A 23,406-nucleotide genomic window follows, 5' to 3' on the forward strand; every position below is an offset into this window, starting at 1 on the left:
TACCTCATCTCATCAAGCGATTATGAACAAGCACAACGAACTGCAACTCTATCTCGCCTCGGGCTCACCCCGCCGCCACGAACTGCTGACCCAGCTGGGTTACCGTTTCGAAGTCCTCAAGCTGGATGTGCCGGAACAGCGGGAAGAGGGTGAAAAGCCCCAGGATTACGTGTGCCGGCTGGCCCGCGACAAGGCGATGGCCGGCGTGGCCGCCGCGCCCACGGCGCTGCCGGTACTGGGGGCCGACACCATAGTGGTGCTGGGTGACCGGGTGCTGGAGAAGCCCTCCGATCTGCTCGATGCCAAGGACATGCTGGAGGCGCTCTCCGGCAAGGTGCATCAGGTGATGACGGCGGTGGCGTTGGCCACTCCGGAGCGCTGCGACGTGCGGCTGGTCACCACCAACGTGGCCTTTCGCAAGCTGGACGAGGCCGAGATCGAGGCTTACTGGCGTACCGGCGAGCCGTGCGACAAGGCCGGCGCCTATGCGATCCAGGGCATCGCCGGCAAGTTCGTCAGCCGCATCGAGGGGAGCTACAGCGCCGTGGTCGGCCTGCCCCTGCTGGAAACGGATCTGCTGATCAAGCATCATCTGGAACAGGTTCGCTAATCCCGTCGCCGCCGTGGTCAGCGCCGCCCGCCTCGCTGGCCGGCATGGCATTCGAACAGGGCGGCCAGAATTTGAAGCCATCACAGGCAAGGCATAGGTCGGTGACAACCGCCGGCTGTTTCTTACTGCGTTACTCACCGGTTGCGCGCCGGTTTGGCTGCCAGAATTTAAAACTAGAAAGGCAAGGTAACTTATGTCGGTAGAACTGCTGGTAAACGTCACCCCCTCCGAAACCCGGGTCGCCCTGGTCGAAAACGGTCTGCTGCAGGAAGTGCACGTGGAGCGTCAGGCCAAGCGCGGTATCGTCGGCAACATCTACAAGGGCAAGATCAGCCGGGTGCTGCCCGGCATGCAGGCGGCCTTCGTCGACATCGGCATGGACAAGGCCGCCTTCCTGCACGCCTCCGACATCGTGCCCCACACCGAGTGCGTGGCGGTGAAGGAGAAGGAGCAGTTCCAGGCCGGCAACATCGCCGAGCTGGTGCGCCAGGGGCAGGACATCATGGTGCAGGTGGTGAAAGATCCGCTAGGCACCAAGGGGGCCCGCCTCACCACCGACATCACCTTGCCGTCCCGCTATCTGGTGTTCATGCCGGGCAGCGCCCACGTCGGCGTTTCCCAGCGCATCGAATCCGAGGCGGAGCGCGAGCGCCTCAAGCGCACCGTGGCCGGCTATGTGGACGAGCTGGGTGGCTACATCATCCGCACCGCCGCCGAAGGGGTGGGCGAGCAGGAGCTGGAGCAGGATGCCGCCTTCCTCAAACGCCTGTGGCGCAAGATCCTGGAGCGCAAGCAGAAGTACCCCCCCTGCAAGATCCTCTACGAGGATCCCAGCCTGGCCTTTCGGGTGGTGCGCGACTTCGTCGGTGCCGAGCTCGACAAGATCCGGGTGGACTCGCGCCAGAGCTTCGATCAGCTCAAGCGCTTCACCGAGGAGTACGTGCCTGAGCTGGCCGGCAAGCTGGAGTACTACCCCGGCGAATCCCCCATCTTCGATCTCTACGACGTGGAGAACGAGATCCAGCGCGCACTGGAGCGCAAGGTGGAGCTCAAATCCGGCGGCTACCTCATCATCGACCAGACCGAGGCCATGACCACGGTGGACATCAACACCGGGGCCTTCGTCGGCCATCGCAATCTGGAAGAGACCATCTTCAACACCAACGTCGAGGCGACGGCGGCCATCGCCCGCCACCTGCGCCTGCGCAACCTCGGCGGCATCATCATCATCGACTTCATCGACATGCAGTCCGAGGATCATCGCCGCCGGGTGCTGCACAGCCTGGAGCAGGCGCTGTCGAAGGACAGAGCCAAGACCAACGTCAACGGCTTCTCCCAGCTCGGCCTGGTGGAGATGACCCGCAAGCGCACCCGCGAGAGCCTGGAGCACGTGCTCTGCTCCGAGTGTCCCGAATGCAAGGGGCGCGGTCGGGTCAAGACGGTGGAGTCGGTCTGCTTCGAGATCCTGCGGGAGATCATCCGGGTCAACCGGGCCTACGACGCGGATCAGTTCACCGTCTATGCTGCCCCGGCGGTGGCCGACTATCTGCGGGGCGAGGAGTCTCACAGCCTGGCGGAGCTGGAAGTGTTCATCGGCAAGCAGGTCAGGGTGGTGAGCGAGCCCCTCTGCGGGCAGGAGCAGTTCGACGTGGTGATGATGTAATTGGTCTATCGCTGGCTGAGTCGGGGCTGGTTGGCCCTCGGGGTCTTCTTCGTGCTGCTGGCCATCCTGGTCAGTCTGGTGCGCGTTGGCGGCCCCCTGCTCAATCAGCACAGACAGGCGCTGCTCGATACCCTGCTGGCCGACAGCAAGCTGGAGGCCAGCGTCGATCGCATCGGGCTGGACTGGACCCAGCGTGGCCCGGCCCTCGAGCTGCAGCAGCTGGTGATCGCGCCGAACTCGGGTCGCTTCGCCCTGCGCCTTGGCAAGGTGTGGGCCCACCTCGACTTCTGGCGCTCCCTCAACGAACTCAAGCCGGTATTTGGTCAGCTGATCCTGAGCGATGGCGACATAGCGCTGGATTTGAGTCAGCCCGCGGAGCCGGAAACCGGCGACGGCAGCGACCAGCAGCAGGCCCTGCTGCGTTTTCTGCTGACCCAGCTATCCACCTTCGATATTCACGACACCCGCCTCAGCCTCACCACGGCGCTGGGGGAGGTGCGGGCCCTCGACATCGCCCAGCTGCGCTGGCAGAACCGCGGCAAGCGCCACCAGGGGGTCGGCAAGGCCTACCTCATCAACGGGGTGGGCGAGAGCACCCTCGATCTCATCGTCGACGTGGATGCCCCCCAGGTGCGGCTCGATCAGCTCAAGGGCCAGCTCTATCTGGGGGCCCGTCAGCTCGACATCAGCCCCATGCTGGCCCGTACCCACTCAGGAGAGCCCAAGGTGAGCGGCCAGCTCGACTTCCAGCTCTGGAGCGAGTTCAAGGCCGGTCAGCTGGGGGACTCGCTGCTGGCGTTTGGTGACAACTACCTCATCTGGCAGGATGAAAAAAAACAGGGTGACCTGCACCGGCTCGGGCTGCAGGGGGGCAAGATCCAGCTGCGCCGGGACGGCAAGGAGTGGCAGTTTGCCAGCCACGACGTCACCTTCAAGCTCGACGGCAAGCCCTGGCTGCACAGCCGGTTGCAGCTCGAGCGAGTCGGCGATCGCATCCAGGGCTATGTGCCGGCCATCGATCTGGACCAGATTGCCAACCTGAGCCAGCTGGTGTCGGGGATCTATCCCGAACTGACCGAGACCCTCAAACGCACCCGTCCGACCGGCAAGATAGAGGATCTGATCCTGCAGGCGGATGCCGGCTGGCAGGGGCTCTCCGTCAGCGGCCAGCTCTCCCACATCAGAGTCAACGCCTGGCGCGACGTGCCCGGCGTGCGCGACCTCAACGGCGAGTTCTGGCTCACCCCGACCGGCGGCAGCGCCCGATTGCAACTGGCAAACGATGCCATTGACCCGGCCCGCCACTTCAAGGAGCCGATCCCCGTCGATCGCTTCTCGGCACGGCTCGACTGGTGGCAGGCGCCGCAGGGCTGGGTGCTCTATGGCCAGGATCTGGTGCTGGACAACCCGGATTTGAGCCTCGCCAGCCGCTTTCGGCTCGAACTGTTCGAACACCCCTTCCTCGCCCTGACCGGCCGCATCGACGTCAAGAATGCGGCCAACGCCGACCGCTACTATCCGCTGCAGGTGATGGACAAGAGCCTGGTGGATTACCTGAGCGGCGCCATCAAGGGGGGCAAGGCCAAGGGGGCTGACCTGCTCTGGTATGGCGAGTTCCGCGACTTCCCCTATAGCAAGGGCGAGGGCATCTTCCAGGTGGCGGTGCCGCTCAAGCAGGCCTCCTATGAATTCTTCCCCGGTTGGCAACCGCTTACCGACCTGCAGATCGATCTGCTGTTCCAGAACGCCAGCCTCGACATGAACAGCCGCGCCACCCGGCTCGGCAAAGCCAGCTCCGACTCGGTGCACGCCTGGATCCCGGATCTCTACCCGGGGGCCCACCTCTACGTGGATGCCAAGGTTGAGGGCGAGGGCAAGGCCATCAGCGACTACCTGCAGGACTCGCCGCTCGGTGGCTCGGTCGGTCAGGCGCTGCGGGAGGTGGAGATCCGCGGCCCCATGAAGGGCTCGGTCAAGCTGGATATTCCGCTGGATGGCGAGAGCGAGGTCAAGGCCAGCGGCGACGCCCTGTTCAGCAACAACAAGGTGCGGATCACCAGCCTGGATCTGCCGCTGGAGCAGGTGCAGGGGCGGCTCGAGTATGACAACGAGCAGACCCGTTTCAGCAACCTCAAGGCGAGCCTGTGGAACCAGCCGCTCACCCTCGACTACCAGGGCCGCCAGCAGCCCAATCGCTATCAGGTCGATCTCAAGTTCAAGGGGCAGTGGGACAGCCGCCGCCAGCGTCAGGACATCCCGGCACTGGCCATCCTCAAGGGGCGCAGCAACTGGGCCGGCAGCCTGGGGCTGACCCTGCCAAACGATCAGCCGTTCAGCTTCCAGCTGGCGCTGGACTCCAACCTGCAGGGCATGGGACTGGATCTGCCTGCACCGCTCGCCAAGGCGGCCGACAGCCGGCTGCCGCTCAAGGTGACCGCCCGCGGCCGCGACGGCAGTGCCGACATCCGTGCCGTGCTGGGGGCCGACGTCGACATGCAGAGCCGGCTGGTGTACGGCGACGGCGTGCCCTACCTCAGCCGGGTGCGGGTGGACGTGGGTCAGCCCGGTGCCCGGGTGCTGCGCGACCGGCCCATGCTGCTCGCCATCAACCAGCAGCAGGCCGACGTGGCCGGCTGGCTGGCCCGCCTCAAGCAGTGGCTGCCGGTCAGTACGGCGCCGAGCGGCAATGCGGTGGTGGGCCCCGCCTTCTTGCCGCAGGAGTGGTGGGTGGACGGCCAGCTGGCCCGCGCCGACATCGGCAGCGCCAACCTCAAGGCGGTGCACTTCACCGTGGGACCGGTCAATCAGGCCACCGAGGTGATGATCGACAGCCCGGACGTGATGGGGGTGGTACGCCTGCCGGTCTCCGATCGCCAGCCCATCGATGCCAAGTTCGCCCGTATCTACTGGTCCGGCAAGAGTTCGGATCTGAGCCCGGATCCCGATGCCAGACAGGACAAGGCCATCATGGATGCCATCCCCTGGCTCACCTTCAGCTGCGTGGATTGCCGCTTCGGTGAATTGCCGCTGGGCGAGGTGAAGGGGGAGCTGATCCCGGGGGCCGACAAGTTGAGCCTCAAGGGGCTGGAGATGCGGCTGGCGGGCAGCCAGCTGAGCGGCAGCGCCGAGTGGCTGGCCGGGGCGGACGGCATGCAGACCCGTGCCCGCGCCCACATCAGCAGCAACAACAGCGAGCTGCTGCTCAAGCGGCTCGGCTACACCTCGCCCATCGGCGATGCACCCGGCAAGATGGCGCTGGACTTGAGCTGGCGCGACGTACCCTACCGGCCGAACCTGCCGACCCTGGCCGGCAAGGTCGACTACCAGCTGGAAGGGGGCACCCTGCGCGAGGTCAACGACAAGGGGGCGCGACTGCTCTCCCTGCTCAGCCTCGACTCATTGCTGCGCAAGCTGCGCCTCGATTTTCGCGACGTGTTCGACAAGGGCTTCTACTTCGAGTCCATGTCGGCCTCCGCCAGGATCAAGCAGGGGGTGGTGGAGAACGACGACTTCTACATGAAGGGGGCGGCCGGCAACCTGCGCGGTGAGGGCATCGCCGATCTGGTACGCTGGCGGCTCGACTACGAGCTGAGCTTCTCGCCGAACCTGGGCGGCACCCTGCCGGTGGTGGCGGCCTTCTCGCTGACCCCCATCACCGGGCTCTACGTGCTGGCCCTCTCCAAACTGCTGGAGCCGGTGGTGGACGTGGTCACCCGCATCGATTTTCGGGTCTCAGGCCCGCTCGACGATCCCAAACTGATCGAGGCGGGGCGCAACCGGGCCCGCATCAAGCTCAACCAGCAGCAGAAGGAGGCGGTCGACGCCGTGGCCCCCAACCTGCCGGCGCAGGAAGTAACCCCCTTCCTGCTCAGCCCCAAGCACGCCGGCCCCGCCCAGCGCTGAGCGGGCGGCCCGGCACCATCACAAGGAGTGAGCCATGATCCGACATATCCTGCTGATCGCCTTCAAGCCGGGCACCCAGCCTGAACAGACAGACGCGGTGCGCGCCGCCTTTCTCGCCATTCCCCATCAGGTCAGCGGCGTGCTGGCGGTGGAGTGGGGGCGGGACGACAGCCCGGAGGGGCGGGCCGAGGGCTTCACCCACAGCGTGCTGATGACCTTTGCCGACGAGGCGGCCCGCCAGCGCTATCTGCCCCACCCGGATCACGATGCCCTCAAGGCCATCTTTCGCCCGGTACTGGAACGTATCATAGTGCTGGATTACACCCTGCAGGCCGGCGATGCGGTCATGCTAGGGTCGCAGTCATGATGGACGAGGCTCGTTGGGCCAAGATTCCACCTCTGCAGTTCGCACTGCTGCAGGCAGTGGTGGAACATGGCAAAGCCCATCCCGCCATTGCTGCCGGGGTGGTGGTTGGCTCGCTTGCCAAGGGCACGGCTGACCGGGTATCCGATGTCGATGTATTGCTGCTGGCCGAACCGGGCTTTCATCAGCATGGGGAAGAACTGGTACGTTCCATCGTGGGCGAACGTGCGGTGTTCCACTGCTGGCAAGGAAGACATGAAGATGTCTGTTCCTACTGGCGTTATATCTTCCTGGATATGTCCAGCATCGAGATCCATATCCTTGATTGCGATGCCGGTTTTCCGCTTGCCAAGCCTTACTTGCCTCTTTTTGATAAAGCCCATTCGCTATCGTCACTGGAGGTCGCGGGGCCTGCTCCCAGCCATTGGGATTTCCCTGCCTACATGGGAGACGGTGATGGTCTGGTGTGGGAGCTGTTCGACTGCCTCAAATGGGCGGAACGGGGCGAACGGGGATTAGTCAGGCATCATCTGCGTAAACTGTTGGCAGAGATGGATAAAGACCCGAATATTGTGGATCGCGAGTAACGTGGACAAGGAGAGAACCATGTGGTTAGCCGCAATACAGCTGGTATCAGGCCGTCACTGGCAGGATAACCGGGAGCAGATCGCCGCCGAGCTGGCCCTGTTGCCCAAGGAGCGGCCGCTGCTGGTGCTGCTGCCGGAGAATTTCGCCCTGTTTGGCGAGCGGCAGGGCTATCTGGACGGGGCCGAGACCATAGGTTCAGATCTGGGCGGAGCAGCGCCGATCCAGCAGCAACTGGCCGAATGGGCCCGTGATTACGGTATCTGGCTGGTGGCGGGGGCCATGCCGACCAGCATCGCCGGTTCCGACCATATCCACACCAGTACCCTGGTGTTTGACCCCAGCGGCGATCTCAAGGGCCACTACCACAAGATCCACCTGTTCGACGTGGACGTGGCGGACACTCACGGCCGCTATCGGGAGTCGGAGACTTTCAGCCCCGGCGAGGAGCCTGTGCTGGTGGACTCCCCGTTTGGTCCCCTCGGCCTCTCGATCTGTTATGATCTGCGCTTTCCCGAGCTGTACCGCCGGCTGGCCCGCGCCGGCGCCCGCGTGCTGCTGGTGCCTGCCGCCTTCACCGCCGTGACCGGCGAGGCGCACTGGGAGCCGCTGCTGAGGGCCCGCGCCATCGAGAACCAGTGCTACGTGGTGGCCGCCAATCAGGGCGGCACCCACGAGACGGGGCGCCAGACCTGGGGGCACAGCATGGTGATCGACCCCTGGGGCCGGGTGCTGGCCAGCCTGGACAGCGGGCGCGGCACCGTGCTGGCACCGCTGGACCAAAGTCTTATGGACGAACTGCAACGCACCATGCCGGTGCTGGGTCATGCCCGTCTGCTATGAACATGTGCAGGTTCGATTCGCCCTGTGGCGGGGGATCGGACGCTTGCAAACCCGATGGTGGGTTGGACGTTCGATGACGTTTCGCCAATCGAACCCAGGGTCGGGGATTTAACCGTTACGACATCTCGCATCGAGAGTGGAGAGAAAGATTGAGTCTATTGAGCCAGGTTAGTGCCTCCCTGTTGGCCCCGAACGATCTCGACGAAGGGCGGCTGCAGCAGTTGCTCGGCAGCCTGATGAGCCATCAGGTGGAGTTCGGCGACCTCTATTTCCAGCGCAGCTGGCACGAGTCCTGGATGCTGGAGGACGGCATCGTCAAGGATGGCAGCTACAACATCGATCAGGGGGTCGGGGTGCGTGCCGTCAGCGGCGAGAAGACCGGCTTCGCCTACTCGGACGAGCTGAGCCTGCTGGCGCTGCAACAGTCGGTGACTGCTGCCCGTGGCATCGCGGCCGCCGGTGCGCAGGGTAAGGTGAAGGCGTGGGCTCGCACCGAAGCAAACCTGCTCTACCCGGCGCTGGATCCGCTGCAGACCCTCTACAAGCAGCAGAAGATCGCCCTGCTGGAGCAGATGGACAAGTTCGCCAGAAGCCTGGATCCCGCCATCAATCAGGTGATGGCCTCCATCAGCGGTGTCTATGAAGAGGTGCTGGTGGCCGCCACCGACGGCACCCTGGCCGCCGACGTGCGTCCGCTGGTGCGCCTCTCGGTGACCGTCATCGCCGAAAAGGGCGAGCGTCGCGAACGCGGCAGTGCCGGTGGCGGTGGCCGCTTCGGCTACGACTACTTCCTCGAGCTGGACGGACTGGAGAGCCGGGCGTTTGGCTATGTGCGCGAAGCGGTGCGTCAGGCGCTGGTCAACCTCGACGCCATCGACGCGCCGGCCGGCACCATGCCGGTGGTGCTCGGTGCCGGCTGGCCCGGTGTGCTGCTGCACGAGGCGGTGGGCCATGGTCTGGAGGGGGATTTCAACCGCAAGGGCTCGTCTGCCTTTGCCGGCCGTATCGGTGAGCAGGTGGCCTCCAAACACTGCACCATCGTCGATGACGGCACCCTGCCGGGTCGGCGCGGCTCCGTCTCCATCGACGACGAGGGGACGCCGGGCGGCTACAACGTGCTGATCGAGAACGGCATCCTCAAGGGTTACCTGCAGGACAAGCAGAACGCCCGTCTGATGGGCGTGCCGCTCACCGGCAACGGCCGCCGCGAATCCTACGCCGCCCTGCCGATGCCGCGCATGACCAACACCTACATGCTGGCGGGTCAGTACGACCCGGCCGAGATCATCGCCTCGGTGAAGAAGGGGATCTATGCCCCCAACTTCGGCGGCGGTCAGGTGGACATCACCTCCGGCAAGTTTGTCTTCTCCGCCTCCGAGGCCTACCTCATCGAGGATGGCAAGATCACCGCGCCCATCAAGGGGGCGACCCTGATCGGCAACGGCCCCGAGGCGATGAGCCAGGTTTCCATGGTGGGCAAGGATCTCGCGCTGGATCGCGGGGTCGGGGTCTGTGGCAAGGAGGGGCAGAGCGTGCCGGTCGGTGTCGGCCAGCCCACCCTCAAGCTGGATCAGCTCACCGTGGGCGGCACCCAGTAAGGGCGCCGCAGAACAAGCAACAGAGAGAACCCATGCTTACCCTGTCGAAAATTTCCAATATCCGCAGTCAGCTCTCCCCCAGCGAGCTCAAGATCGCCGATTACATCCTGGCGTGCCCGGAGCAGGTGACCCACTTCTCCTCCCAGGAGCTGGCCCAGCAGGCTGACGTCAGCCAGTCGAGCATAGTGAAGTTCACCCAGAAGATCGGGTTCAAGGGCTTCACCGCCTTCAAGCTGGCGGTCAGTGAGGATCTGGGGCGCAAGCACGCCATCAAGACCGACAACGTAGGGGATCTCTACAACGGCATCGGCCGTGACGACGATCTGGAGACCATGGCCAAGAAGCTGGCCCAGGAGAAGATCAACTCCATCGTGGAGACCACCCAGGCGCTCGACAATGCCACTTTGGCGCGGGTGCTTGACGTCATCAACCAGGCTGGCCGGGTCCAGCTGGTGGGGATCGGCGGCTCGGCGCTGACCGCCAAGGATCTCTGGTACAAGCTGCTCAAGATCGGGGTCACCACCCTGTTCGCCCAGGACAGCCACGTGCAGATCTCCATCGCTCAGACCCTGGGTCCGGGGGACGTGCAGCTGGTGGTCTCCTATTCCGGTGCCAGCCGGGACGTGCTGGCGGCGGCCGAGTTGGCCAAGCGCAACGGCGCTACCCTGATCGCGGTCACCTCGTTTCGCAACACCCCTCTGCGGCAGATGGCCGACATGGTGCTGGACACGGTGGCCGACGAGAACGAGCTGCGTATCTCCTCCATCTCGTCGCGTACCGCCCAGAACACCATCACCGACATCCTGTTCCTCGGCTTGGTGCAGCGCCGTGACGAGGCCTGGGCGCTGATCGACGGCACCCGTGGTGCCATCGACCGGCTCAACAAGGAGTGAGGCGGGCCCGGCTGCAACAGAGGCCGAGACCTGCCGAGAGAAAAAACCACCCGCCTGCGGGTGGTTTTTTTATGGGCCAGTGCCGGCTCAGAGGGCGAGGGCCCAGCGCAGGAAGGCCTTGCGCTGGGCCTCGTCGGCGGCGAGGTAGCGCCGTTGCAGTTCAGGGTCGACGGGCACGGCGCCCGGGGTGGCTGTGGGCAGCACGGGCGTGACGGCTGGCAGGGCGGTCGCAGCGCTGGCCGACCCGTCGTAACGGGCCAGCAGTGCCTGATAGTCGGTCAGGAGGCTGTCTTGGCTGCGTGGCAGCGCAGTGGTCAGCAAAGGGCGGGTGCCGTCAGAGGTCGCCAGCTGCAGTGCCGGGCTGGCCGCAAAGCGGCGAATGGCCTGCGGCGTGGGCAGCGGCGGGGTGACCAGCCGCAGGGTGCCGCTGACCGGCAGGGTCAGGGTCAGCAGCAGCGGGGCGGAGCGGACGCGCCCCTGGCTCTCGTTGGTGGAGCCGGGATCGAGCGGGCTGTCGAAGCGTACCAGCAGCCGGGTTTCACCGGCGGGCAGCGTGAGGGCTCGCTCGAAGGGGGAGGCCTTGCCCCTGGATGAGGCCAGCAGGGTGAGGTTGTCTGCCAGCTCCAGCCGGGTTGCCTGGGTCGGCAGGGCCAGCAACAGCAGCAGGGTGGTGAGCAGTGGGAGGCGGATCATGGGGTGCTCCAGCAGAAAGCAAAAAGCCGGCCGACTGGCCGGCAGGGGATCAGAACTCGTAGCGCAGGCCGAGGTGGTAAAAATCCTCGCTGTTGCTGCTGCCGCCAAAACTGGTGACCGTGCTGCCGGCCAGCCCGTCTTCACCGCCCCGGAACACGTAGGCGCTGTAGAGGGAGGAGCGCGGAGTTAGCTTGTACTGCAGCTCCAGGGTGGTGTCGCGCAGGCTCATGCCGTCCCCCCCGTCGTTGTCGAGGTGGCGGTAGCCGGCGCGGGCGGCCCACTTCTGGTTGATGTCGTAGACGGCAGTCAGTTCCCACACCTTGTCTTCGCTGTCCGCCTGGCCGTTGCGATAGCTCACCTGATCCTTGGCATAGAGGGCGCCCAGCATCAGCGGGCCCAGGGTGTAGCGGGTGCCGATGCCGCTGAAGCGGTACTCGTCGGCATTGGGGTCGACCTTGCTGGCACCGGTCTGGGCCGCCTTGCTCTGCTGGTAGGCGATGACCGGCGCCAGCTTGCCCGCCGCCCCGAGATCGAAGGTGTAGCGCAGGGCGCCGTTGTAGCCGTAGTCGAGATCCGAGGTACCGTTGCCGAGGATGTAGGCCAGCGACAAGTCCAGATTGCCGAGGGTGTTCTGGTATTGCAGGGTGCCGTCCTGACGGAACACCTGTACCGCGGTGGAGTCCACCTTGCTGGCCTGGCGCGCCATGGAGACATCGGAGGCGGCAAACACGTCGCCGATGTCGGTGAACATGATGAGTCCGGAGGAGACCCGACCGCCGGTCAGCTTGCCCCACTGGCCGCCATCGAGCCCGGCCCAGACGTAACGGGCGGTGAGATCGCTGCTGTTCTTCTGCACGTTGTTGGCGTATTCGGCGGCGTTGACCTGGTACTGGGCCATGCCGATCACGGCCACCTGCTCGTTGACGGTCTGGCGAGCGGTGAAGCCGATGCGGCCGTCGAAGTCGCCCTGATCGTTGCCGCTCTTCTTGTCCGAGATGTTGAAGCCGAGGCGACCGTAGAGATCGACGTTGGAGCCGTCATCGGCCTGATAGATGACGGCGGCCTGTGCCGTACCGACGGCAAGCAGGGCAGGAATGGCCAGGGCAAGCATGGACTGTTTCATTGTTGTCTTTCCTGTGTGGGCTCTGTGCCAGAGCCGGGGTGAGTTTGGCCGTGACCCCGATTGCTCGGGGCCAGACCTTGGCGATGAATCCGGAGGGGGGATTAACTCAGATCGACGTTCTTGCAGCCGAACATCAGGGTGATGAGGTAGCCGCCGAGGTAGGCGACGGCGAGGCCGGCGGCGTAGACCAGCATGCCGGGGAAGATCCCCTGGGCCGAGGTCATCAGCGGCAGCGCGACGATGCCGGAAGGGCCGAACACGGTATTGAGACCGACCGGCAGGCCCAGCCAGGAGATGAGGCCGACCAGGAAGCCGCCGAGGGCGCCGCCGCAGCAGGCGGTGATGAAGGGTTTGACCCGCGGCAGGGTGACGCCGTAGATGAGCGGCTCGCCCACCCCCAGGATACCGGGAATGATGGTGCCCTTGACCTGGGTGCGCAGCAGGGAGTCCTTGCCGGCGCGGCTGTAGAGCGCCAGGGCGGCGCCGACCTGGCCGGCGCCCGCCAGCGCCAGGATGGGGAACAGGGAGTTGAAGCCCTGGGCATCCATCAGCGCGAAGTAGACGGGCACGAACCCCTGGTGGATGCCGAACATCACCGAGATGAGGAACAGGCCAGCCAGGATGGCTGTGCCGAACGGATTACCGTTGAGGTGGATGAAGAGCCAGGACATGCCGTTGTAGAGCTGCACGCCGAGGGGCATGATCAGGACGAAGGTGACGGCCCCCATGATCAGCAAGGTGATGCCGGAGGTGAGGATCATGTCGAGGCTGTCGGGTATGAAGCGGCGTACCTGACGCTCCACCGAGGCGCCGATGATGCAGGCGATCAGCACCCCGATGATGTTGCCGCGCGGATCTATCCGGTGGCCGAAGAAGTCGCTGACCCCGGCATAGATGCCGCTGGTGGCCTGCGGGTCATAGCCCATCACGAACAGCGAGGCGAGGATGGCGCCATTGACCCCGGAGCCGCCGAACGCCTTCTGGGCGTTGTAGCCGATGAGGATGCTGAGGAAGCTGAACAAGCCCTTGCTGAACAGCTTCATGTAGCCGACGAATTCGGCCAGCATGCCGCCCGCCTGCTGGCCTTCCAGCAGCAGGGTCTGCTCGATCAGGGTGGCGAAGCCGAGCAGTAGTCCGGCGGCGATGAAGCCGGGGATCAGCGGAGTGAAGATGGTGGCAAACTTGGCCAGGAAGCGGTGGGCCGCACTGGTCTGTTTCTGCTTCAGCGCCTGTTTCTTGGCGGCGGCGATCTCGCCCAGATCGGCGGATTGGACGGCTGGTGCCTCCAGTGCGCCGAGCCCCGCGCTCAGCATGCCGTTCATCAGCTCGCAGGCGGTCTGGGCCTTGCCCGGCCCCAGCACGATCTGGAACTGGTCGTCGCTCTCGATGACCCCCATCACGCCGGCGATGCGTTTGATGGTATCCCGGTCGGCATGCAGGCTGTCGGCCAGGCTCAGCCGCAGCCGGGTCATGCAGTGGCCGCAGTGGGTGATGTTGTCGCGACCACCGATGGCCTGGATGAGCTGGCCAACCATGGTGTCAGTTATTTTTGCCATAAAGAACCCAGTCAGTCTGTTGTGTCATGAGGGTGCCTGGGCACCCCGTTCTTGTTGTGGTATTGCCGTCCCTGACCCGGCCAATGTGCGGTTGGCCGATCAGTGGGTGCACTGGCTGATGAAGCCGTTGCTGCTTTGCAGACGGGTGCGGGCTTCGTCGGCCGTGAGTCCGGCCAGGATCATCACGATGGCGGTCTTGCAGTGGTTGTCCGCCTGCGCCAGCGCCCGCTCCGCCACGGCGCGCTCGCAGTCGGTGGCCTCCATCACGATGCGTTTTTGCCGCTCCACCAGCTTGGCGTTGGTGGCTTCCACGTCCACCATCAGGTTGCCGTAGACCTTGCCGGTGCGGATCATGGCACCGGTGGAGAGCATGTTGAGGATCAGCTTCTGCGCCGTGCCCGCCTTCATGCGGGAGGAGCCGGTGACGATCTCGGGGCCGACCACCGCCACCATGCTGATGTCGGCCGCCTGGGCCAGCGGGCTGCCCGGGTTGCAGCTGATGCTGCAGACCGTGGCGCCCACCGCTCTGGCGTGGGCCATGGCGCCCAGTACGTAGGGGGTTCTGCCGCTGGCGGCGATGCCCACCAGCACGTCGTTGGCGCAGAACTGGATGTTTTTCAGATCCTGGGCGCCGAGTTCGGCGTCATCTTCGGCGTTCTCGACCGCCTGCAAGATGGCCTTGTGGCCGCCGGCAATCAGGCCGACCACTTGCTCGGCAGAGACGCCGTAGGTCGGCGGGCATTCGCTGGCATCCAGAATGCCGAGCCGGCCCGAGGTGCCGGCGCCGATGTAGACCAGCCGGCCTCCCTTGCCGAACGCTGCCGCGATGGCATCGACCGCCCGGGTGATCTCGGGCAGCAACTGGCTGACCGCCAGTGCGACCTGCTGATCCTCCTGATTGATGACGCGCAGCATCTCCAGGGTCGGCAACTGGTCGATCTCCACGCTGGCCGGGTTGCGGGTCTCGGTAATCATGCTTGATAGGTCAATGGTCATCGTTTCCTCTGCTTAAGGTCATCGCCACTCCCGGCGTAAAACATCCCTCTTGATGACAGGCATGATCATCGATTTTTGATTTCTATGATGAGATCAGTGTCGCATAATTAATTATTCCATTTATTTTTGTTTTTAAGTTATGAAAATTCCTGCACGGTGACATCCATGGGGGGGAGCTAGGTGGTGCTGATTGCGCCGAGGAGGGTGTGAGCGTCAGCCAATAAAAAGCCCCGGCAAGGGCCGGGGCTGCAGATACGGGGCTCGGTCAGTTGACTGAAATGGCGCGGGCGTCGATGAAGAAGCGCGCATTGCCTTGTTGGTCGACCCTGATCTGGGCAACCAGACGATCGCTCTGTTTGTACTCCCACCGGCTCTTGATCCGGGTCAGAGCGGGGCTGGCGGCACCGACCACGTTCAGATATTCATGAAACAGGCTGTAGCTTCCAATCTCGGTCAGCATCTTTTCCATTTGCACATCTCCTGAAGTGAGTGGGTGTCCATCCACAAACCTACCAAGCACACTCTGAATCGAATCTGTATAAAAAACAAACTAACTCATTTGTGTGTCAGCAACATGATCAGGCGCAAGATCAGCGCCGATTTTTGCGCATTTATGACACCGTTTTCAGTCAGGGCTGGCGCGGATCCTGCAGTTGATCAAGGGTGCCGGATACGTGTGGCAACGCGGGTGCCATTTGTACCGTCGGCGCACTGTGGAACACCGGATCCTGGGCCACCTCCTTGATGCCGTTGATGCAGAACTGCATACCCATGCAGACCAGCAAGAAGCCCATGATCCGGGTCATGGCGTCGATGCCGGTGGCGCCCAGGATCTTGCAGACCGGATCCGCCAGCTTGAGCACGCCCCAGCTGAGCAGGCTCATCAGGGCGAAGGCGGTGACCATGGCGGCATAGATGGTGAAGCGGTTGTATTCGTCCGGCAGTTCGGCGATCTGGGCCGCGCCGCTGATCACCAGCGCCATGGTACCCGGCCCGCACATGCTGGGCATGGTGAGCGGCACGAAGGCGATGCTCTGGTTGATGTCGACCCCGTCCGCCTGGCTGGGGGCCGGGAACAGCATGCGAAAGCCGATGAAGGCGATGATGAGACCGCCGGCCAGGCGCAGGCCAGGAATGGAGATCCCGAACAGATCCAGGATGGAGGAGCCGATGAAGAAGCTGACGCAGAGGGTGCAGAACAGATAGATGGCGGCCAGGTTGATCTGGCGGCGCACGTGTTCGCGCGACATCCCCTTGCTCAGCCCCAGCAGCAGGGTGGCCGTGGTGGGTGGGTTGACCATGGGCAGCAGCGCCAGCAAGGCGAGAAATACGACCTGAAAGAACATCATGAACCTCGAATGACTGGGGGGCGGAGTAGTCCCGGGCCGTCGAGGGGCCCGAGAGGGAGGCTATCTTAAGTCGGCCGACCTGAACACAGGCGGTATGAAAAAAGCCCCGCTCTGGGCGGGGCTCGGGAGGGTTCAGGCGGCCTGCGGCGCGCTCTGGCGCTGACTGCGCTGCTGCAGCCAGAGCCACAGGCCGATGGCAAAGCCCAGCACCGACAGGCTTACCACATAGTGGGAGGGGGCTAGCATGTCGCTCTTCATCCACAGGGTCACCAGCATGGGGGTGAGGCCGCCGAAGATGGCGTAGGCCACGTTGTAGGAGAACGACAGCCCGGAAAAGCGCACCACCGCCGGGAAGGCGTTGACCATGACGTAGGGCACGGCGCCGACGATCCCTACTGCAAAACCGGCCAGGACATAGAGCGGCACCAGCTGGCTGGTGTCACTCGCCAGCCCGTGATAGAAGGCGTAGCTGGCGCCGGCCAGCAGCAATGAACCCAGCATGAAGGTGGGGCCGCTGCCGAGGGCATCGATGAGCCGGCCGTAGACGATGCAACCCAGCGTCAGGGCCAGAATGGCCAGCGAGTTGGCGGTCAGTGCATCGGCCGGGCTGATGCCGTGCACCTTCTGCAGGTAGGTGGGGGTCATCAGGATCACCACCACTATGCCGGCAGAGAGCAGCCAGGTGAGCAGCATGGAGATCACTACGCTGCCCTTGTGGCTGCGCAGCACCGTCTTGAGCGGCAGCTCTTCCGCCAGCGCCTTGTTGGCCTGCATCTCGGCAAAGACCGGGGTCTCGTGCAGCCAGCGGCGCAGGTACATGGCGACGATGCCGAACACCCCGCCGAGCACGAAGGCCAGACGCCAGCCCCAGTCGCTCACCTCGCTCGGGCTCATGCCGCGGTTGATGGCGGTGGCCACCAGGGAGCCGAGCAGGATGCCGGCCGTCAATCCCGCGGTGAGGGTGCCGCAGGCGACCCCGATCCGGCGGGCGGGTACGTGCTCCGCGACGAACACCCAGGCGCCGGGCACTTCACCCCCGATGGCGGCCCCTTGCAGGATCCGCAGCAGCAGCAACAGCAGGGGGGCGGCGATGCCGAGCACGGCGTAGGTGGGCAGCAGGCCGATCAGCAGGGTGGGCAGCGCCATCATGATGATGCTCAGGGTGAACATCCGCTTGCGGCCGATAAGATCGCCAAAGTGAGCCATGATGATGCCACCCAGCGGACGGGCCAGATAGCCGGCGGCGAAGATGCCGAAGGTCTGGAACTGGCGCAGCCACTCGGGAATGTCGGCGGGGAAGAAGAGCTCGCCGATCACCACGGCGAAGAAGACGAAGATGATGAAGTCGTAAAATTCGAGGGCACCGCCCAGCGCCGCTAGGCTCAGGGTCTTGTAGTCCTGTCGGTTGAGGGGACGGCTGTGGTCGTAAGCTTGCGTGACTGTCGTCATATCCTTATGTTTCCCATCGTCTTTTTAGTTATTGTTCCCCATCCTTGCAGGGGACACGCTCACTACCGAGGGTATGCTTTTGCATCCCGACCTGTAAATCGCACAATTCGCAACACTGTCTTGCAGCTTTTTGGTGCAGCAAGGCGAGGGCGGGCACCGCGCCCGGGGCGAATGACAACCAAGGTGCGCCGGCTGGCCGCCAGTGCCCGGCCACCGGATTGCTGGAGATATCATGACGAAGACCAAGGTGCTGCTCTCCTGGAGCAGCGGCAAGGACAGCGCCTGGGCGCTGCACACATTGCGGCAGGATCCGGCCATCGAGGTGGTGGGGCTGTTCACCACCCTCAACCAGGCGTTCGAGCGGGTGGCCATGCACGGGGTGCGCAAGCAGTTGCTGCTGGCGCAGGCCGAATGCGTGGGATTGCCGCTGACCACCATCGACCTGCCCTGGCCCTGCAGCAATGAAGATTACGCCCGCATCATGACCGACTTCATCGCCGACGTGGTGACACAGGGGATCCGCCACATGGCGTTTGGCGATCTCTTTCTCGAGGACGTGCGCGCCTATCGGGAGCGGCAGCTGGCGGGGACGGGGATCACGCCGCTGTTTCCGCTGTGGGGCAGCAAGACAGACGAGCTGGCGCACCAGATGATGGCGGCAGGGCTCAGGGCCAGGATCAGCACCCTGGATCCGCGCAAGCTGCCTGCCACCCTCGGCGGGTATGAGTTTGATGCGGCCTTGCTGGCAGCGCTGCCCGCCGGGGTGGACCCGTGCGGTGAGAACGGCGAGTTTCATACCCTGGCCTGGGATGGCCCCATGTTCCGCCAACCGCTGGCCATCCGGACCGGCGAGACGGTGGAGCGGGACGGCTTCGTCTTCACCGATCTGCTGCCCGCCACCTCCTAGTCGCGGTTGGCCTCCCGCTCGCCCTTGTCGTCGTTGTAGCGCAGGGCGATCTCGTGGAACTGCTGGTGGATGGAGGCAAAGGCGTCCGTGATGTCGGGGTCGAAGTGGTTGCCCCGCCCCGCCAGTATGATGGGCACCACCTCCTGGTGGGACATGGCGGCCTTGTAGCAGCGCTTGCTGATGAGGGCGTCGTATACGTCGGCCAGCGCCATCAGCCGGGCCGAGAGGGGGATCTCGTCGCCGATCAGGCCGTAGGGATAACCGGTGCCGTCCCACTTCTCGTGGTGGTAGCAGGCGATCTCCTTGGCCAGCCGCAGGAACTCGACCTCCACCCCGAGCGCCTCCTCGGCATGGACGATGGCCTCCTTGCCGAGGATGGAGTGGTGTTTCATCTGGGCAAACTCCTCTTCATCCAGCTTGCCGGGTTTGAGCAGGATGCGGTCCGGTACGCCGACCTTGCCGATGTCGTGCAGGGGGGCCGACTTGAACAGCAGATCTATGGTCTTGGGGGTCAGCTCGGCATGGAAGCGGGGGTGATCGCAGAGGGTCTCCGCCAGCAGCCGCACATAGTGCTGGGTACGCAATATGTGGTTGCCGGTCTCGTTGTCGCGGGTTTCGGCCAGCGAGGCGAGTGAGTGGATGGTGATGTTCTGGATCAGCTCGTTCTCCCGGGTGCGCCGCTCCACCTCCTGCTCCAGATAGGCGTTCTGATCGTGCAGCAGATCCCGCGCCGCCTTCAGCTCCAGGTGATTTCTGACCCTGGCCAGCACGATGGCGGGGGAGATCGGCTTGTGGATGTAGTCGACGGCCCCCAGTGCCAACCCGTGCGCCTCCGCGCTCTCCTCCACCTGGGCGGTCAGAAAGATCACCGGGATCTCCCGCGCCTGCGGCATCTCCTGCAGCGCCTGCATCACCTGGTAGCCATCCATCTGGGGCATCACCACGTCGAGCAGGATCAAGTCCACCCGGGGGCCGGTCGAGAGGATCTCCAGCGCCCGCTGGCCGCTGATGGCTATCTTGACCCGATAGTGGGGGCTGAGCAGGGCGCTGAGCAGGGAGAGGTTCTCCGGCGTGTCGTCGACCACCAGCAGGGTGGGTTTGGTATCTGGATCCAGCAAGTTGAGCATGATGGTGCCCTCACTCTTGGTTGAACAGATCGGGTCTGAGGGCCCGGACTTGTTGCAGATGAGCCAGTGCATCGTCGAAACGAAAACGGCTCATGGCCTCACCGATGGCTGGCGCCCTCTCCCCCAGCAGGGGGGCGAGCCGGGCCTGATGGCGCTGAAACAGGGTGAAGGCTTCGGCATCATCCTCCAGCAGCAGCCCGGTGAGCCGGTTCAGCAGGGGTGCGGTATCGATCTTCTCCTGTTCGGGCTGCTCGGGTACTTCGTCTGGCAGCAACTGCAGCAGCCCCTGCGCCAGTTGTGCTTGCAGTTGCAGCCCCTGCTCGGCCAGTGGCAGCAGAGCGGCAGCCTCGTCGCCCCGGGTGATGGCGTTTTCCAGTGTGGCCGCGATCTCCTGCAATGATTCGGCGCCCAGGGTGGCCGCTATTCCCTTGAGGGTATGGGCATGCCGGTGTGCCTCTTCCCGTTCGTCTGCTTGCAAAGCGGTCAGCAGGCTTGCCATGGGTTGCGTGCCCTGCTGGGCGAAGCGCAGCAGCAGATCCCGATACCAGCCCCAGTTGTTCATCAGCCGCTGCAAGGCCCGCTCGGCATTGAGCCCGAGCTCGCACAGCTGTGGCAGCAACGACGATGCCGGGGGCGGTTGCGACGTCTTGAATCTGGCCCCGACCTCGCGGCTGAAGGAGGTTGCCCAGCGTTGCAGGGCGTCATAGAGCTTGTCGGGATCGATAGGCTTGGCGATGTGATCGTCCATGCCGGCGGCGAGGCAGCGCTCGCGATCGCCGGCCATGACGTTGGCGGTCATCGCCAGGATCGGAATGTGTTGCCCGGTTCCCTCTTGCTGGCGCAGTTGCCGGGTGGCGGCCAGCCCATCCATTACCGGCATCTGCATGTCCATCAGGATCAGGTCGTAGGGGGCCTTGGTCGCCATATCCAGTGCGATGGCGCCATTGCTGGCCACGCTCACTTTGGCGCCTACCGCCTGCAGCAGCTCCAGCGCCACCTGTTGATTGAGCTCGTTGTCTTCCGCCAGCAGGATCTGCAGGCCGTCGAAGCGATAGTGATGGGTCGCCTGATGCTTGAAGGAGAGGGTCGCTGCCTGTTGCCCGAACAGGCCGATGACGGTATCGAACAGCACGGAGGCGCAGACCGGCTTGACCAGTACCCGATCAAAACCGGCAGCATCGGCCTCGCGAAAGATCTCCTCGCGTCCGTAGCCGGTCACCATGACCCGGTAAGGGCGCCGGCCCGCACCTCGGGCGATGAGACGACGCCCCGTCTCGATGCCGTCCAGTCCCGGCATGCGCCAGTCCAGCAGCACCACCTCATAGGGGGTTCCCTGCTGCTCGGCATCCGCGATCATCTGCAGGGCCTGTTGGCCGGACTCTGCAGTGTCCACCACAAAGCTCATGCCGCGCAGCAGAGCGGCCAGTATGGTGCGGGCACTGGCGCTGTCGTCGGCCACCAGCATGCGGCGGCCGCGCAGATCCAGGCTCGGCAGATAGCGGGATCTGCGCCTGCCGCGGCCGAGCCTGGCGGTGAACCAGAAGGTGCTGCCCTGGCCCGGCTCGCTCTGCACGCCCACCTCGCCCCCCATCAGGCCCGCCAGCTTGCGGCAAATGGCAAGGCCAAGCCCGGTGCCGCCGTACTTGCGGGTGGTGGAGCTATCCGCCTGCTGGAAGGACTGGAACAGCCGCTGCTGCTGCTCCTGGCTCATGCCGATCCCGGTATCCTGCACCGAGCAGTGCAGCAGTACCTCCTGCGGCAGCTTCTCCAGACAGCGGACCTTGACCAGGATCTCTCCCTGCTCGGTGAACTTGACCGCGTTGTTGGCGTAGTTGATGAGGATCTGGCCGAGACGCAGGGGATCGCCATAGAGCAGGGTGTCGAGCTGGTGGTCGACCTCGAACAACAGCTCTATGCCCTTGGCTTCCGCCTTTTCACCCACCAGGGTGGCGAGGTTTTCCAGCACGTGGTCGAGATCGAACTCGATCCGTTCCAGATCCAGCTTGCCCGCCTCGATCTTCGAGAAATCCAGGATGTCGTTGATGATGCCGAGCAGGTGCTGCGCGGCACGCTGGATCTTGCTGACATAGTCGAGCTGCTGCGGATCGAGCCGGGTCTGCAGGGCGAGGTGGGACATGCCGAGGATGGCGTTCATGGGGGTGCGGATCTCGTGGCTCATGTTGGCGAGAAATTCGCTTTTGGCCCGGGTCGCGCTCTCCGCCAGTTCATAGGCTTGCTCCAGCTCCTGGTTCTTGGCCTGCATCACTGCAAACAGCTCTTCCCGGGTCGGTTCGGCGAATTGCTGCTGCATCTGTTGCTGTCGCCCGGCATCTGGCCAGTGCGGCAACCGGCAGACCAGGGCGAGGAGATTGTCGGCGTGCACCTCCAGCCGGATGCTGCCCGGATGCATGTCGGCAGGGGCGGGGGAGAGCGGGACATCGGCCGTGAGGGTGAGCCACAGCTCCTGCGCCTCTGGTTCCAGCCACAGCTGCAGTTGCAGTGGATCCGAGGTCGCCATCAGCTGGCGCACCAGCTCTGAGGTTGCCCCTGCCAGCGGGGCCACGAAGGTCGGCGATTTATCGAGGCAGGTGAGCACCTGGATCACCTTGCGCCGGGCGGTGAGGGCCGCCGCAGGGCCGGACAACAGGGTTTCACCGATCAGTTGCCGCATCTACTTCTCCTCTGCCGGCAGCACGCGCAACACGATGCAGCTGGCATCGTCGGTGCTGCGGCCGCTGTGGGCGATGACCTGGTGGGCCAGCGTGGCGGGTTCGGCGGCGAGATCCAGTGCGCCGTCGCGCAGATTGAGGGATTCGCTGATGCCGTCCGAGTAGAGCATCACCACGTCCCCGGCGACGAGGGGCTGGCGCTGCAGCAGGGGGGTGGGGAAACGCTCCCCCAGCACCCCGTCGCGGGAGATGCCGCGCCAGGGGGCGTGACCGCGCAGACAGATGCGGGTATTGCCGATGCCGGCATAGCTCAGTTCACCCCGCTCGCCGTTGACCAGCGCCACGCCGGCGGCGGCGCCCCGGGTACCGATGCAGCGCTGGTGCAGCAGTTGCAGCAGACGGGCGGGTTCCTGTTCACGGGTCTGCTGCAACGTCGCCTCCAATATCTGTACCAGCTGGTTGGCAGAGGCGCCGTGACCGCTCACGTCGATCAGGACCAGCGACACTCCCTCGGGCCCCGGCCGGATGAACGCCAGATCGCCGGAGACCCGCTCCGGGTAGCAGGGGCGGTTCTCGCTGGCCCATGCCAGGCCAAGGCCGGCATGCTGCTGCCCCGTGCACGAGAGGGGAGAAACCGGCCTTGGCTCCACGGGGGCCGCACCCAGCCACTTGCGGGCCTGTACCAGGGTACCCCCCTCCGGCGGGGTGCTGATGGTGAGTTCAGACATCATGCGCTGCACGCCGGGCAGACCCAGCCCCAGGGTACCCGAGGTGCTGTAGTGCTCTTGCATGGCTTGATGTATGTCGGGGATGCCGGGGCCCTGATCGCGGGCGATGATGTCGATGCAGGGGCGCCCTCTGGGATGGTGGAGGGTGAGGGTGATCTCCCCCCGTTCGGCATACTTCAGGATGTTGCTGCCAAGCTCGGAGACCACGGTGGAGAGCATGGTGCGATCTACCTCGGAGAGGTCGGCGATGAAGGGGAGGCGACGCACCGCCATCACCGTCAGGTGCAGATCGATGTCGTGACGCAATGGGTAGCGGGCCTGCTGGGTGCTCAGCTCCTGCTCCATGGTGC

General features: G+C 64.7%; 19 protein-coding genes. 9 read left to right on the forward strand and 10 right to left on the reverse strand.

Annotation, left to right across the window (positions count from 1 at the left end):
* Positions 1-22 precede the first annotated feature (22 nt).
* From AB5Y81_RS14690 to AB5Y81_RS14725, 8 genes are all read left to right on the forward strand, one after another.
* Positions 23-610, forward strand: a complete 588-nt coding sequence (locus tag AB5Y81_RS14690; protein WP_010635366.1) for a nucleoside triphosphate pyrophosphatase — start codon at positions 23-25, stop codon at positions 608-610.
* Between the two features lie 193 nt (positions 611-803).
* Positions 804-2,273: a ribonuclease G gene (gene rng, locus AB5Y81_RS14695; RefSeq protein WP_139432798.1), complete on the forward strand. Its 1,470-nt coding sequence runs from the start codon at positions 804-806 to the stop codon at positions 2,271-2,273.
* Positions 2,274-6,176, forward strand: a complete 3,903-nt coding sequence (locus AB5Y81_RS14700) for a YhdP family protein (protein WP_279484984.1) — start codon at positions 2,274-2,276, stop codon at positions 6,174-6,176. It abuts the gene before it with no gap.
* 34 nt (positions 6,177-6,210) lie between these two features.
* Entirely contained in the window at positions 6,211-6,543 is a 333-nt protein-coding gene (locus tag AB5Y81_RS14705; protein WP_279484983.1) for a Dabb family protein, read from the forward strand.
* On the forward strand, positions 6,540-7,127 hold the full coding sequence (locus AB5Y81_RS14710; RefSeq protein ID WP_279484982.1) for a nucleotidyltransferase domain-containing protein: 588 nt from the start codon (positions 6,540-6,542) through the stop codon (positions 7,125-7,127). Before AB5Y81_RS14705 ends, AB5Y81_RS14710 begins: the two co-directional genes overlap by 4 nt.
* A 19-nt stretch (positions 7,128-7,146) precedes the next feature.
* Positions 7,147-7,968 (forward strand): carbon-nitrogen hydrolase family protein, encoded by an 822-nt coding sequence (locus AB5Y81_RS14715; RefSeq protein WP_279484981.1) that lies wholly within the window; start codon positions 7,147-7,149, stop codon positions 7,966-7,968.
* Between the two features lie 149 nt (positions 7,969-8,117).
* Positions 8,118-9,566 (forward strand): metalloprotease TldD, encoded by a 1,449-nt coding sequence (gene tldD, locus AB5Y81_RS14720; RefSeq protein ID WP_279484980.1) that lies wholly within the window; start codon positions 8,118-8,120, stop codon positions 9,564-9,566.
* A 32-nt stretch (positions 9,567-9,598) separates the two neighbouring features.
* The gene (locus tag AB5Y81_RS14725; RefSeq protein ID WP_011704383.1) at positions 9,599-10,459 is read left to right on the forward strand and encodes an SIS domain-containing protein; all 861 of its coding nucleotides are present in this window, start codon (positions 9,599-9,601) and stop codon (positions 10,457-10,459) included.
* An 87-nt stretch (positions 10,460-10,546) separates the two neighbouring features.
* Here the strand turns inward: AB5Y81_RS14725 and AB5Y81_RS14730 are convergent, their stop codons facing one another.
* From AB5Y81_RS14730 to AB5Y81_RS14760, 7 genes are all read right to left on the reverse strand, one after another.
* Positions 10,547-11,152: a DUF2057 domain-containing protein gene (locus AB5Y81_RS14730; RefSeq protein WP_279484979.1), complete on the reverse strand. Its 606-nt coding sequence runs from the start codon at positions 11,150-11,152 to the stop codon at positions 10,547-10,549.
* A 49-nt stretch (positions 11,153-11,201) separates the two neighbouring features.
* Positions 11,202-12,275 carry a porin gene (locus AB5Y81_RS14735; RefSeq protein ID WP_011704385.1) on the reverse strand — a complete coding sequence of 358 codons (1,074 nt, stop codon included), beginning with the start codon at positions 12,273-12,275 and terminating at the stop codon, positions 11,202-11,204.
* Positions 12,276-12,376: 101 nt separating this feature from the next.
* On the reverse strand, positions 12,377-13,831 hold the full coding sequence (gene murP / locus AB5Y81_RS14740) for a PTS N-acetylmuramic acid transporter subunit IIBC (protein WP_279484978.1): 1,455 nt from the start codon (positions 13,829-13,831) through the stop codon (positions 12,377-12,379).
* A gap of 99 nt (positions 13,832-13,930) precedes the next feature.
* Positions 13,931-14,827: an N-acetylmuramic acid 6-phosphate etherase gene (murQ, locus tag AB5Y81_RS14745; RefSeq protein ID WP_011704387.1), complete on the reverse strand. Its 897-nt coding sequence runs from the start codon at positions 14,825-14,827 to the stop codon at positions 13,931-13,933.
* Positions 14,828-15,092: 265 nt separating this feature from the next.
* A complete protein-coding gene (locus AB5Y81_RS14750) occupies positions 15,093-15,296 on the reverse strand; it encodes a hypothetical protein (RefSeq protein ID WP_005308127.1) in 204 nt (67 codons plus the stop codon).
* A 160-nt stretch (positions 15,297-15,456) separates the two neighbouring features.
* Positions 15,457-16,173 carry a MarC family NAAT transporter gene (locus AB5Y81_RS14755; protein WP_043170668.1) on the reverse strand — a complete coding sequence of 239 codons (717 nt, stop codon included), beginning with the start codon at positions 16,171-16,173 and terminating at the stop codon, positions 15,457-15,459.
* 135 nt (positions 16,174-16,308) lie between these two features.
* Positions 16,309-17,625: an MFS transporter gene (locus AB5Y81_RS14760; RefSeq protein WP_010635359.1), complete on the reverse strand. Its 1,317-nt coding sequence runs from the start codon at positions 17,623-17,625 to the stop codon at positions 16,309-16,311.
* 232 nt (positions 17,626-17,857) lie between these two features.
* Here AB5Y81_RS14760 and AB5Y81_RS14765 point away from each other — a divergent pair, with 232 nt between their 5' ends.
* The gene (locus AB5Y81_RS14765) at positions 17,858-18,532 is read left to right on the forward strand and encodes an adenine nucleotide alpha hydrolase (protein ID WP_279484977.1); all 675 of its coding nucleotides are present in this window, start codon (positions 17,858-17,860) and stop codon (positions 18,530-18,532) included.
* Here the strand turns inward: AB5Y81_RS14765 and AB5Y81_RS14770 are convergent.
* The 3 genes from AB5Y81_RS14770 to AB5Y81_RS14780 are packed head-to-tail and all read right to left on the reverse strand — an operon-like array spanning position 18,529 to position 23,401.
* On the reverse strand, positions 18,529-19,731 hold the full coding sequence (locus tag AB5Y81_RS14770) for an HD-GYP domain-containing protein (protein ID WP_017764660.1): 1,203 nt from the start codon (positions 19,729-19,731) through the stop codon (positions 18,529-18,531). The genes AB5Y81_RS14765 and AB5Y81_RS14770 overlap by 4 nt on opposite strands.
* The gene (locus AB5Y81_RS14775) at positions 19,670-22,330 is read right to left on the reverse strand and encodes a response regulator (protein ID WP_279484975.1); all 2,661 of its coding nucleotides are present in this window, start codon (positions 22,328-22,330) and stop codon (positions 19,670-19,672) included. Before AB5Y81_RS14775 ends, AB5Y81_RS14770 begins: the two co-directional genes overlap by 62 nt.
* Positions 22,331-23,401: an ATP-binding protein/SpoIIE family protein phosphatase gene (locus AB5Y81_RS14780; RefSeq protein ID WP_279484974.1), complete on the reverse strand. Its 1,071-nt coding sequence runs from the start codon at positions 23,399-23,401 to the stop codon at positions 22,331-22,333.
* Between the last annotated feature and the right edge of the window lie 5 nt (positions 23,402-23,406).

Origin of the sequence: Aeromonas sp. s2 (assembly GCF_040907935.1) — a bacterium.
GTDB classification, from domain to species: domain Bacteria; phylum Pseudomonadota; class Gammaproteobacteria; order Enterobacterales; family Aeromonadaceae; genus Aeromonas; species Aeromonas dhakensis.